The sequence below is a fragment of the Actinoallomurus sp. NPDC050550 genome (assembly GCF_040655075.1).
Classification (GTDB): Bacteria; Actinomycetota; Actinomycetes; order Streptosporangiales; family Streptosporangiaceae; genus Actinoallomurus.
In genome coordinates this window covers 36,521-48,883 of record NZ_JBFAJC010000076.1, presented here as the reverse complement: position 1 = coordinate 48,883, position 12,363 = coordinate 36,521, and the positions used below count along the sequence as shown (strand labels likewise).

The following is a 12,363-nucleotide window of genomic DNA, read 5'->3' as shown; positions in this document are numbered from 1 at the left end:
ATCCCCGAACGCGACGACCAGATCGCCAACCGAGCCCGCAAAGGCTCAGCCGGCGGCCGACCGCCCGCCTTCGACGCCGAGGCCTACAAACGCCGGAACGTGGTCGAACGCTGCTTCAACAAGCTCAAACAGTTCCGCGCCATCGCCGCTCGGTTCGACAAGCTGGCCAGCCGCTACCGGGCAGGGCTACTGCTGGCCATCTCATCTTGTGGCTCCGCCACACCGAATTGTCAGACAGGACCTAGCCCCGCGCCCGATCACCACCCCGGCCGACGAGGCGGCCATCGCAGCACGAGCGGGCCTCGCAGCGCCGAGCAACCAAGCCCGCTGTCACGTCGTCGACCAGGCCCGCGCGATCCACCGCGCGGGCCTTTCGCGATCTACCCCGGACACATGAAACACTGGCGGGTCCCTGGCGATGGCGTGCGAGCAAGTGTCGGCTCTTTAGCGAGCAGGGCTCGGCCCCTCGGGGTAGAGAAGTCAGCGGACGCGAGGTCTGGGGCTGTTTGCTCCTCGTTTGCTCGTATGTCGCGGCACGGTCCGGCAGCACCCGGTACGGCATCGGGCTCATCCACCGGAGTTGGTACGGCGAACGCGGACCAAACGGCACGTACCGGCAGTGCGGAACACGGTACGGTACCGCCATTTTGGCGGAGCTGTGGACTTTTAATCCGCAGCTTTGAAGCTTCAGGTGGCGGCGCGCGTACGAATAAAGACATTTGGAAAGCTGCATGTCAGACGCTTGGTGAAGCGTATGCGCGGCTTCTTCAAGACGGGATCGTCGGCCGTGGCCGATCGGGGGCCACAGCGGCTTGGGCGCTTCATAGGCGATCGATTGGCAGATGCCTGCGCCCGCCCTGTGCCTACGTTCTGCCTAGGCCGCTCGGTTGCTGGGTGCCGCCGTTTCGCGGACCGGTGTCGCCCTGCTCGGGCCAGCAGCGAGAAGCCACCAGTTCCGAGTTCCCGATGATCGGACAACCGCGCCATCCTCAGAGACCAGGCGAACGAGCGAACGCACGGTTGAAGAGCTGGAGGATCCCGGCCAAGCTTCGCTGCTATCGCACCACAGATCAATTCGCCAAAACCATCCACGCCTTACAGAGCTGCGAGGCTTGCACGCGGCGAAAGAGCACCAATTCAGAAACACTCATTAAATTAGCGTGTTGCACCCGTCTGCAAATTCGCACCACGACCGGATAATCTCCATCATTCCATTAGGGGTGTAGGAAATCGCTTCGCCGCCTTGAACCCAATTTTCCCACAAGCCGCCAGGGCGAGTAAATTTTGTTGAATAGTTCGCATGCAACTTAGAATCTATTAGCATTAGCGCTCCCAACGCCCATGGTTGCGCCAGGACATGGCCAAGATGAGGTAGGTATTCACACAGGTACCGATCCAAAATCTCAGCATCGGCGATTTCGCCGAAGCGAGCAAGCGCAAAGGAGTATCCTTTTCCCGCGAACCGTTCGCCTTCCAATATGAGACGCGCAATTACGGGTCGGAACTCAATGCGCTCCGCAAAGCCTACCAGCCAAGCCGCCGTTAGGCGCTCCCTCCAGTCTCCAGCAAAAAGCTCATCTAGCTTTTCGCTGGGTATAGATCGCGCATCGCATGCGAGCGCCTTCCCGAACTCTTCGCGCTCCCCCTGCTGAAGCTGCATAAAGTTTCCGCCCAGCAGCTTTTTGTACCGATTGCCAGGTAGCGCGTAGCGCCCGAAGGCGTCTGCCCGCGACGCCAGACCATCGGGATTTTGCGGCATTTTGCTCCTCATTTCATTCCGGAATTAGTTTGCTATGGTGCCCTGAATGGTCCACCGTTGCAGCTAACCTCGCAGCCTGCTACGGGGCCCCATACTTGGATTTCATACTCCTCGAGCCCTCTATTCCCGGCCACAACCATCCGCTCTTGAGGAATAGAGTCATACGGGACCCTGAGCACAAGATTCGGCCGTGAGCCGAAGCCTTCATCTTTAGAGAATTCCTGCGCTGTTTCGAGATCCGGAGTCCATGATGTCATTCCGCTATTGGTGTCGCCGCCTTGATGAGCCGTCGGTTCCGCATGACCGCCCAAAGGAACAGCCTTCCCTTCAGTAGCTTCGCCATATTTCCAATGGTTGTGAGAGTGTATGCCGCTCTGCGTCGCACGTGATCCAGGCCAGGGCCTCCAGACACTGCGCGATACCGAGGTGATCGTTGTGGGCCGCCTTGAACTTGATCGCTTCGCGAATCATCATCTTGGCGGCGGCGGGATGACCCTGCCGCCATTCGTCCAGTCCGGAAACCCACAGCGCATACGACCGCAACCACGGCAGCTTCTCGCGCTCGCAGATGCTTACGCATTGCTCGCAGAGGGCGGAGGCGCCGGGGTCATCGTTGAAGACGGCCGCCATCGCCAGCTGGAACAAGGTGATCCAGGCACGGTCGGCCTGTCCGATCTGCCGGTGCCGTGTCAAGGCGTCCCGCAACAGGTCGGTTGCGCTGTCGAAATCACCGGCCAGGAGAGCCGCGAAACCACGGATCTGGACCGCGCAGGCCAGCTGCCCTTCGTCGCCGAAACGACGGCAGAGCGAATAGCACTCTTCGAGGAGCGGGGCTGCGGCGTCGGGATCACCCAGCAAAAGCAAGAGCCAGACGTCCACTCACAGCGCTTTGGCCCGAACGGCACCGGGCGACCGGGCGAGCGCGAGCGCTCGCGCCAGCCGCTGATGGCCCTCGCTCGGTGATCGCCACGACATCCGGTGGCTCCACAGCGCTGCGGCGATCTCCAGTGCCGTCGACGCCTCACCAGGCTCGTCCTGGCAGAACTCCAGCGCCGCGGAAAGATTAGGTTGCTCGGAGCGCAAACGAAATGCCCAGTCCAACTGCTGCTCACCGAACCATTCAGCCTCAGCCCGCAACGCCAGGCCACGGCACCACTCGCCGTGTCGGCGCCGCAGCCGCCGCTCTTGCCCGGAGGCCGCCAGCCGGTCCCGGCCGTACTGCCGCAGTGTCTCGAGCATCGCATAGCGGTCGACGCCGTCATGCAGTTCGTGCCGCATGATGGACTTGAGTACCAGGCCGGTCATGGCGTCCAGCGTGTCTTCGGGGGCGATCGGATCCCCGACACAGACTCGTTCGGCCGCGTCGAGTGTGCAACCACCGGCGAAGACGGACAGCCGCTGCCACAACGCGCGCTCTTGGGGTGAGCACAGCTCATAGCTCCAGTCGATCAATGCCTGGAGCGTTTTCTGGCGATCGACGGCGACCGGGCTCTGGGTGCGTAGCAGACGAAACCGATCATCAAGACGGACGAGCAGCTGCTGCGCGGTCATGACCCGCATCCGCACCGCCGCCAGTTCCACCGCCAGCGGAAGCCCCTCTAGCTGCCGGCACAACTGGATCACGGCTGCGACGTTGCTGGGGGATAACCGGCAAATAGATCTAAAACTTAATGCTGATCGCGGTGCTGGGTCCCGGCTTCAACGGCGTCGCATCACTGGAATCCTGATGCCTCCGATCACCGAGAGAGGCACAGGCGTCCAGGGGCTATCCCAATCCCCAGAGTTCCGCCGCAAGATGGTGCATCTGATCAGGTCGGGACCGCCGGTGTCCAGTGGCCGCGGATCGGCAGATGCCCAGCCGAACCATCTGTGTGGCTCAAGCAAGACCGGGATCGACGTCGGACTAATAGCGCTTTGTCACGTTTGTGATCTCGGTGGCGATGATCTTGTGTGAGGTCGCTGAGGTCGCCGTGGTCCGGTCGCGGTTGGAGCAGTTCGCCGCGCAGCTCTTCCGAGCGTGACACGCTCGGGCGGGCGCGTCACGGTCTGCGATCGGTAGTTGTGTGGTCATCTGCGATCTTGGACGCTCGATGGGTGCTCGTAGTGCGCCACGAGGCGCCTGGTTGTATCCCCGGCACAGCCGGGAGGAACTCGGAGGGAGGTTGAGCGTCTGCAGTGCGGCGAGTATCGCGTCGACGTCTGCGTCGGGCATGCCAGGAAGCATCTGTGGCAGCGCCGGTTCGGCGTCTCGGCTCCTGAGGTGCCTCCTCTCGCCCGAACCCGCGGATCAAGAGGTGCGGGTTCGTGCCGGCCTGGAACTCGAGCCGCTACACGCCTGCACTGCACGAATATGAGGATCAGTGAGAGCGGATTCTGCTTCGACCCTGGTGGAACCGTTTCGATCCGACCGGGTCCCCGCTCGGTGTTCCCGCGGGAACATGGTGCCGTCATATCCCTATCGAACTTGCGCGTTGTCGGCTCGGTCTCGTGTGGCGGTCTCGGGGTTCGCGAGTTTGCCGCGGATGACGAGGGCCATCCCGGCCAGGGTGAGTGCCATGGCGGTGAGCTGCTCGGCGGCGGGGGCGCCGGCCAGGTGCAGCAGTGCGGAGGTGACGCCGACCAGCGGGGGTACGGCGAGGCCGAGGAGCGCAGCGTAGGACGGCCCGGCGACCAGCAGGATGCGGTGCTGTAGGAGGTAGGCCGGTACGTAGATGGCGATGCCGAGCAGGGCGAGCATCCCGATCGTCGTCGGCCGGACTGCTCCGCCGACCGCCAGGGACCAGGCGGCGAGCGGGGCCGTGCCGACCGCGAAGATCGGCAGGATGCGCGGCGCCATCGGGCCTCGGTAGCCGCGGTTGACCCGCTCGAAGTAGATCCCGTAGAACGCCATAGACAGCATGGCGGCCGCGGCGGTCACCGTCCCGAGGGCAGTGTCGTGTCCGGGTTGGCCCGCGAGTCGGGGCAGCGCATAGAGCACGGCCCCGGCGACCGCGGCGGCCGTGCCGGCGATGGTGCGTGTCCGGGGCCGTCGGCGCGTCATGATCGCTTCGGCGCACAGCACGACGGCCGGGGTGAGCGACAGGGCCAGGGCGGGCAGCGCGGGACCGGCGAGGTCGATGGCCACCGTCGACAGCACCGTGTAGGCGGTCACCCCGGTCAGCGCCAGGACGGCGACCTGCCACCACCGGTAGTGGGACGAGGCAGTCTCGGTGGAGTGCTTCTGCGCGGTGGGAGTGGTGCGGCGGGTCGACCATCGTGTGAGCGCTATGAGGCCGAGGACGGTGAATCCGGTGCGGCCCGCCGAGACTACGGGGGTGCTCGCCCCGCGCAGTGACACGTCCACGATCACCCAGGTGGAGGCGAGCAGGAGGACCAGCGCGGCGGACTGCCACACCAGCCGCACCGTCAGAGCCTGCCCGTTCTCGCCGGTCCCGGAACCGGTGCGGCACTCTCCTGGGCGTCCCGGGGCGGCATCTGCCTCCGTTGGCCTCCTGTCACCGACGCGGTTCACGGAGCGTGTCCTCGTATACGGCACAGGTGCGCTGCACCATCAGGTCGGCGGTGTACAGCGTGCGATACCGGTCGTGTGCACTGGTTCTGAGCCGTGCCGTGTGGTCCGGCCGCGTAAGGATGCCCAGGGTGGCCTCGGCCAGGTCCTGCCGGTCGTCCGGAGCCACGATCAGCCCATCGATGTCCTTGCGGATCAGCTCCGGGATGCCACCGACGTTAGTCGCCACGATGGGGATGTTCGACGCCATTGCCTCGAGCACGACCAGGTTGGCCGCATCGGCCCGCGAGGGCACCAGGAGCACGTCGGCCCCGAGCTGCGTGGTCAGCGCCCCTGACACGCTGCCGTAGAAGTGGACGCTGCCGGCGAGGCCGAGTGCCGAGACCATTCTGCGGAGAAGTGACTCGTCGGGGCCGGTTCCGATGATGTGGAGCTGTGCATCGGGCGTGGAGCGGAGGATTAGCTCGAACGCGAGTACGGCGGTGTCGGCGCCCTTCTCCGGCGAAAGCCGTCCGCAGTACAGGAGGTTCGGGCTTGATGAGCTGTTCAGCTCGAATCCCGATGGTTCGGGGATGTCTACTCCGTTGGGCACGTGGCGTACGCGCGCCGCATCGCCGAAGAACTTGCCGATGGTCTCCTCGGCGAACTTGACGACCGTGATGACCGGGAACTGCGCATTCGCGGCCGAGGCGGCGCGGAGGAATGGATCGATGGGGTCGTACATGTGTTGGGTGTAGAGCAGGGGAACCTCGAGGGCGGAGGCCAGCTCGTGGCCGCGGAATCCGGCGTGCATCAGGTGTGCGTGGATGAGGTCGGGGCGCCATTGGGACCCTCGTTCGTGAAGGGCCTGAGGGTCGTTGGCCTCAGCGGGGTCCGCACCCGTTGGCAGCAGTGTCGGATCGACGAAGACATCGGCGCCGGCCTCGCGGCACCGCTCGGTGAGGACACCCTCGCTGGCGGCGACCACCCCCACCCGCAGTCCCCGGCGGATCTGATGGGTGACCTGGGTGGCGACATGGCTGACCGTCCCTCCGGTGGTCGGCCCGCACTGCACAAGATGCATGACACGCATGACCATTGAGTCCTAATCGCTGAGTGGGGGGAACCGGTCACTTCGGCGTGCCGGCATCGGTATCTGCGGTCAGTTTCCTTCGACAGAACGTGCCATCACGGAGTTTCCCGCGGTCAGCCCTCCGTCGACCGTCAGCACCGAGCCGGTGATCCAACTGGCGCTGCCGGAGGCGAGGAAGCAGATGGCTGCCGCGACGTCCTCGGGGGACCCGATCCGCCCGAGTGGATACCACTGGGTGAGCGCGTCGAAGACCGCGGGATCTTTGGCTTCCTGCTCGGCCCAGGCGGGTGTGCGGATCGTGCCCGGATTGACCGCGTTGGCGCGAATCCCGAAGGGGCCGTACTCGACGGCAAGGCTGCGGGTGAACGACACCAGTGCCGCCTTGGCCGCGCTGTAGGACGGATGCCCGTAGAAGGCAAAGGCGTTGACCGAGACGACGTTGACGATCGCTCCGGCGCGCCTTTCCATCATCGAGGGGAGGACCGCCTGGCAGCAGTGCACCGCCCCCTTGACGATCACGTCGAGGTCGGTGTTCCAGAGGCTGATCGGCGCCTCGTGCAGCTTCTGCGGAACCGGGCACGCCACAATCGCGTTGTTGATGAGCAGGTCGACATGCCCGAGGGTGCTCGCGGCGGTCGCGACCGCCGCGTCGGCGCTGTCCTTGTCGGTGACGTCTAGTGCGGTGCCCAGTGCCCTGTGCCCTTGCGCTGTCAGTTCATCGGTGAGTTCGTTGCACGCTTGCTCGTCGATGTCGGTCACGACCACCGAGGCGCCTTCGTCGGCCAGCCGCGCGGCTGTCACACGCCCGATGCCTCCGGCGGCTCCGGTGATCAGTGCAACCTTCCCAGCCAGGTTGAAGCGGTCCGCGGTCGTCATGGTGGTATCCACTCCCGTTCTCAGCGGGCCGCCGGGCTGGCCGCCCGCGACTGGCCGTTGTCGAAGTAGTCGAGCAGCATCGGGTCCGGCGCCGGGACCGCGAGCGGTACTCCCCCTCCTCTGAGGGAGCGGGTCGCAAGCTCGCCGGCCGCGACCGCCATCCGGGCCGCGATCGGGGAGGTGGTGGTGGGAACCCCGCTGCGGACAAAATCAACGAATTCCCCGATGGCCTTCAGATCGGCACCGTCGTGCCCTCCGACGCTGTCCGGGATGCGATACTCCGCGTCCCCCCGCTCGTCGTAGTTGCGGCGTCCCTTGTTCCATACCCTGATCGTTCCGCCAGGCCCGTCGTCAAAGTTCTCCACCCGTCCCTCGTCGCCGATGACGGTGAAGTTGCGCCAGTAGTCTGGGGTGTAGTGGCACTGCTGGTAGGCGGCCAGCACGCCGTTGTCCAGACGCATGTTGACCAAGGAGAGATCTTCGACGTCGACCGTGGGGTTGAGGTCGCGCTGCGCCAACGGCGGCCAATTGGCCCCAGAGAGCCAGCCGTCGGTCTTCGGTGCTCCGGTGGGGCGCCGAGGAAGTTTGCCGTAGATGGTCAGGTCGCCCAGCGCCTGCACCGTCTCGGCATATCCGCCGACTATCCAGTGCAGGGCGTCGAGGTCATGGGCGGCCTTCTGCATCAACAGGCTCCCGACCTTGGAGCGGTCGGCGTGCCAGTCCTTGAAGAAGAAGTCCCCGCCGTGGCCGACGAAGTGGCGCACCCATACGCTGCGCGGCCGTCCGATGTCGCCCCGTTGCACGATCTCCCTGATCAGGCGGACAAACTGCATGTGGCGCATGTTGTGTCCCACATACAGCGGTGAACCGGTTTCATGGGCGGCCTGGAGTATTGCGTCGCACTCGGCGAGCGTGACGGCCATCGGCTTTTCGAGGTAGACGGCCTTGCCCGCACGCAGGGCATCGATAGCGATCTCGGCATGGGTGTGATCGGGCGTCGCGACCAGGACCGCGTCCACGTCCGTCCGCTTGAGTAGTTGCCGGTAGTCGGTCTCGGCGGCCGCGCCGTCGAACGAGTCGGCGGCCTTCCGCGCGGCGGCCTCGTCCAGATCGGCAACCGCGGTGACTCGCGATCCCTGGCCCGGCGGACGGTGCGCCGTTTCGGCGAGAGTGCGCCGAAGCCCAAGCCCGATTGCTCCGATTCGTAGATCATCCATGACTCTGCGCGCTCCCGTGATATATCGCGGTTTGGATGGACGTGACCGGACTTGGCCAGCCTCGCCAGCGGGTCGACGGTGGTCAGAGCTGCGACCCTGTTCCCCGGGCCGACAACGGATAGTTGCTGTACAAAGCAAGACTCAGAGCACAAATGAGCCACCATGCTCATCACTTCGATCGCGGCGGTGGCGACGCTGTGGTTCGGTCCCGCGCCCCGGTTCTCCTCCCGGCCCAGCGTGTTTGCCGGCGAGCCCGCTCCGGGTATGCGCCCGGACCGAGTAAGGGCTGTTGCCGTGGCGGTCGAGGAGCGGCCGGCCACGATGGGGCTGGGCCGAGCCGCAGGCGCATGGAGGACCGTCCTCGTTCGTCTGGTGCCTCCTCGGGAGACGCTGGGCAGATAGTTCAGATTCATCTGAGGGAAACGAGGACTCGAGTCGCCTCAAGAGCGATGGTTGACCGCCCAACTGTCGCAACCGGATCACCTCTCTCAGGAGGGATCCTTGCCTGGTTGGCTACATCAAGTGTGCGGATCAATATCCCCAGCGTCAAGACGATAGATCAGATCAAATTCACGTCACTATAGATCTGATCAATCTCCTCATAGCGGCGACATATCAGGGCTGTGTTGCCGTACGTGGGAGCTGGTCCGTCTGGTTCGGGGGCTTGACCCGCGAATGGAGAGACGACAGGCCGCGCCGGCAGGGTTGCGTCCACGGACGTTGTGTACGAGTCTCCACTGATCAGAGGCGTGGCGTCGTGAACTGAGGTGGCGCTGGTTCCAGATCAAAGGTGCGGTCGAGGAGTTCTCGCCGGCAGGTCTGTACCCACCGTTCCATGATCGCGTTCATCCGGGACATCCGGACACCGATGAGCACCACCTCGATCCCCACATCGGCCACCACGGCGTCGAACACCTCGGGGAACTTCCCGTCCCGGTCCCGGATCAGAAACCGGGCCCGGTAGCTTGCCGAGCCCGGGCGCAGGCGGCACACCAGGTGCTCGTCGGTGTTGCCGCAGAACACCAGCAACGGGTCCAGGCCGAAGCCCTTGCAGTGCGGCTCGGCGCCCTCCTTGTCCGAGTGTGCGGACACGAAGGAAGCGTCGACGATGCCGTGCTCCCGCGCTGCGGTCAGGTCGTGCGTCACGCAGGGAAGCCTGGGTGAGGCCCACGGCACCGTCCAACGGGGTCGGCAAGCCTGGCCAGCGCGAACGCTACGAACAGTCAAACGTTGCGAACTTATCGCCTCAAGCCAATGATCACTGATCTGATCTGATCTAAAGTCTTGACGATCGCCCTCATATGCGTACACTCTTGCCCATCTAGTAGAGGATGTTTCAGATCTATATCCTCGGGGTGCGTCTCTCGCAGGCTGTGGCATGGCGCAGGCATCGATCCGAAGCTTCCACCGCAGGAACACAGACGCGAGGATGGTTTCAGGATGATCGACAGGAGACACTGCCTTTTTCTGCTAGCGGCCGCCGGAGTCGGCACGAGGATCGCTCTCGAACCGACGATCTCGCGAGCCCAATCGCTCGACGCAGGGGTTGCCGGAGCAGGTGGCCAAGCTGCCGAATTGAGCCGTTCCCTGCGCGAGTTGCACGGCTCCCTCCAGGTGTCGATTCGGAAATATGAGGGCACGACACTGCGCCAAGTCCAAGAATTTGACGGCGACACGCTGACCGACGGGCCGCGGCAGTGGCAGCTGAAGCGGGAGACGCGACGGGTGCCCGATAATAACGGATGGGAGGTCACCCTGACATGCACTCTGGAGAAGGGGGAAGCGGAGCAAACCGCGATCTCTGTCGATTTCCCATTCGAGAACTGGGAGACCGCGAACTATGTGATGATTCCCGGAATAGTCTACAACGGCAATCGCTATCGCACCATCGGCAATGGATACAATCCAGACTATCCGGCCGACATGTACTACAATCCTCGGACGCCAGTGACGATATCGAATAATCCACGACTGGCCTCTGATGTCGCGACGCCTTCGCTGATCGAACTGGAAACCTGCAGTACTGCCGCCCCGGCGATGAGCTTCTTCTCACCTAAGTTCAGGAAGGGCTGGATCGTCCTCACGGAGCAAGGAACCCGACTAGGCAATAGCGGGCTCTCGGTTGAAGAGAGCGCGAACAGGACAAGCTGCGAATTCCGTATTTCGGCGCCCGTTGTGCGCCAGCAGGTGGCCGGTTTCGGCGACTTTCGGCCGAGCGAGGATAGGGCGTCGAACTGGACCCCCGGTGACGCGGTGTCGATTCGCTTCCAGGTCTTCACCTTCCATGCTGACGAAATTCCGGCAGTCCTCCAAAAATTCATGGATGTGCGGAAGTCGCTTACTGGCCCCACCATGCCTCGCAACCTGCTTCCGATGAGCAAGCTCGCGGAGCTTGGCACCGACATCTGCCGGGGCAATTTCACCGAAACCAAGGCTGGCAGATACTATCTGCCGGAAAATTCTAAGGACTTCCAATTGGGTTGGGTCAGTGGCATGATCAACACCTACCCCATGTTGGCCCTGAATGACCCGACGGAACGCGGCAGGGTCTCCGAGGAGCTTGACTTCGTCTGTTCCAGCATGAAGGGGCGAAGCGGATTTTTCTTCGGCTTCATCAATGCAGATGGCGCGCTCATCTCGGAGAAGGCTCACCCCGACTTTCCGGCTGTGCAGGCGATGGTGCGCAAGAACGGAGACGTACTCTTCTGGCTGGTCAAGCATTTGATGCTCCTGAAGGCACAAGGGCATGGCGGTGCCATCAAGGAATCCTGGGAATTGGCTGCGGGCGGCCTGGCCGCGGCCTTCGCCCGGACCTGGCGAGAGCACGGAGAATTCGGTCAGTACATCGTGCCCGAAACAGGCGATATCGCCGTCTACAACTCGACGGCCGGCGCCATCGCTCCAGCCGGGCTTGCCCTGGCAGCTGAATACTTCCATCGTCCGGACTGGTTGGCGGTAGCCGAGGAGGCGGCCGAATTCTACTATGAGCGCGACATCAAGTCCCGTGGATTCACCGGCGGAGGGTGCGGGGATATTTCACAGGACGCGGATAGCGAAACGGCATTTGGCCTCCTGGAGTCATTCATGGCGCTGTACCAGTACACCGGAAAGAGGGATTGGCTGAATCGCGCGAAAGTCCAAGCCGCACTGTGCTCGTCCTGGACGCTTGCGTACGATCCTCTGTTTCCGGCAGGCAGCGATATCGCACGACTGAATGGAAAGATGGCCGGCGCCGTTTGGGCAAGCAGCCAAAACAAGCATGCCGCGCCCGGTGTGTGTACATCCTCCGCAGATCACCTGTTCAAGCTATATCGAGCGACCGGGAACAAAAAGTACGCTGAACTCATCAGAGATATTCAGCATGCCCATGCCGAGGCCGTCAACATGCCGGGACATATAACAACCGACAACCTAATCGGTTCGAGCATGGAGCGGATCCAGCCCAGCGATTCCGAGGGCAAGGCGGCCGTCGGCATGTTCATCAAGACGAGAAACTCCTGGACGGAGACTGACGGCATCTTGATGACACTCGAACTTCCCGGAATCTACGTCCGGCCTGGGGAAGGAATCCTCTTTCCCTTTGACCATGTCGAGGCGGCATATGTCAGCGATAGCCGTCAAGCCGCCGTAGTCCGCTTGACAAACAACACGGCCTACGCAGCACGGGTGTCGGTGCTGGCGGAAACGGCCCACCAATCGGCCCGCCCCCTTGGGTACACGGCGTTCCTCGGTTGGCCGCGCGTCGAAGTCCCGGCCGGCGGGGTGGTCACCGTGAGGGTCACAAGTGATGGCAAGGTCACACGTCAAGCCTGATCCGGCACTGGCAACTCCCGACGCTACTGGCCGACGTCGGCTTCCAGGTCCTGCGTAATCTCGCCGATAACCGCAGTACCGATCTTCCCCGAGGCCGTGTCCGCCGGCCGACGGTGAA

At 63.7% G+C, this 12,363-nt stretch carries 9 protein-coding genes and 1 pseudogene; 2 read left to right on the top strand and 8 right to left on the bottom strand.

All coding sequences use genetic code 11. The features are described from left to right. Nucleotides 1–204: pseudogene (locus tag AB0I04_RS50200) on the top strand (IS5/IS1182 family transposase); the annotation flags it as partial. Nucleotides 205–1,150: 946 nt separating this feature from the next. Here AB0I04_RS50200 and AB0I04_RS50195 read toward each other — a convergent pair. The 8 genes from AB0I04_RS50195 to AB0I04_RS50160 all read right to left on the bottom strand — a co-directional run bounded on the left by AB0I04_RS50195 (nt 1,151) and on the right by AB0I04_RS50160 (nt 9,578). Then, nucleotides 1,151–1,759, bottom strand: coding sequence for a DUF6000 family protein (locus AB0I04_RS50195; RefSeq protein WP_360902313.1), 609 nt, complete (start codon nt 1,757–1,759; stop codon nt 1,151–1,153). A 327-nt stretch (nt 1,760–2,086) separates the two neighbouring features. After that, nucleotides 2,087–2,638 carry a hypothetical protein gene (locus tag AB0I04_RS50190; protein WP_360902310.1) on the bottom strand — a complete coding sequence of 184 codons (552 nt, stop codon included), beginning with the start codon at nt 2,636–2,638 and terminating at the stop codon, nt 2,087–2,089. Continuing rightward, nucleotides 2,639–3,382, bottom strand: coding sequence for a hypothetical protein (locus AB0I04_RS50185; RefSeq protein ID WP_360902307.1), 744 nt, complete (start codon nt 3,380–3,382; stop codon nt 2,639–2,641). It lies immediately after the preceding gene. An 832-nt stretch (nt 3,383–4,214) separates the two neighbouring features. Next, nucleotides 4,215–5,162 carry a DMT family transporter gene (locus tag AB0I04_RS50180; RefSeq protein WP_360902304.1) on the bottom strand — a complete coding sequence of 316 codons (948 nt, stop codon included), beginning with the start codon at nt 5,160–5,162 and terminating at the stop codon, nt 4,215–4,217. 91 nt (nt 5,163–5,253) lie between these two features. After that, nucleotides 5,254–6,330 carry a glycosyltransferase family 4 protein gene (locus tag AB0I04_RS50175; RefSeq protein ID WP_360902301.1) on the bottom strand — a complete coding sequence of 359 codons (1,077 nt, stop codon included), beginning with the start codon at nt 6,328–6,330 and terminating at the stop codon, nt 5,254–5,256. Nucleotides 6,331–6,408: 78 nt separating this feature from the next. Next, nucleotides 6,409–7,215, bottom strand: coding sequence for a glucose 1-dehydrogenase (locus AB0I04_RS50170; RefSeq protein ID WP_360902298.1), 807 nt, complete (start codon nt 7,213–7,215; stop codon nt 6,409–6,411). A 20-nt stretch (nt 7,216–7,235) separates the two neighbouring features. Continuing rightward, the gene (locus tag AB0I04_RS50165; RefSeq protein WP_360902295.1) at nt 7,236–8,432 is read right to left on the bottom strand and encodes a Gfo/Idh/MocA family oxidoreductase; all 1,197 of its coding nucleotides are present in this window, start codon (nt 8,430–8,432) and stop codon (nt 7,236–7,238) included. 741 nt (nt 8,433–9,173) lie between these two features. After that, nucleotides 9,174–9,578 (bottom strand): hypothetical protein, encoded by a 405-nt coding sequence (locus AB0I04_RS50160; RefSeq protein ID WP_360902322.1) that lies wholly within the window; start codon nt 9,576–9,578, stop codon nt 9,174–9,176. A gap of 294 nt (nt 9,579–9,872) precedes the next feature. Between AB0I04_RS50160 and AB0I04_RS50155 the strand changes: the two genes are divergently transcribed. After that, nucleotides 9,873–12,245 (top strand): hypothetical protein, encoded by a 2,373-nt coding sequence (locus AB0I04_RS50155; RefSeq protein WP_360902292.1) that lies wholly within the window; start codon nt 9,873–9,875, stop codon nt 12,243–12,245. Nucleotides 12,246–12,363 lie beyond the last annotated feature (118 nt).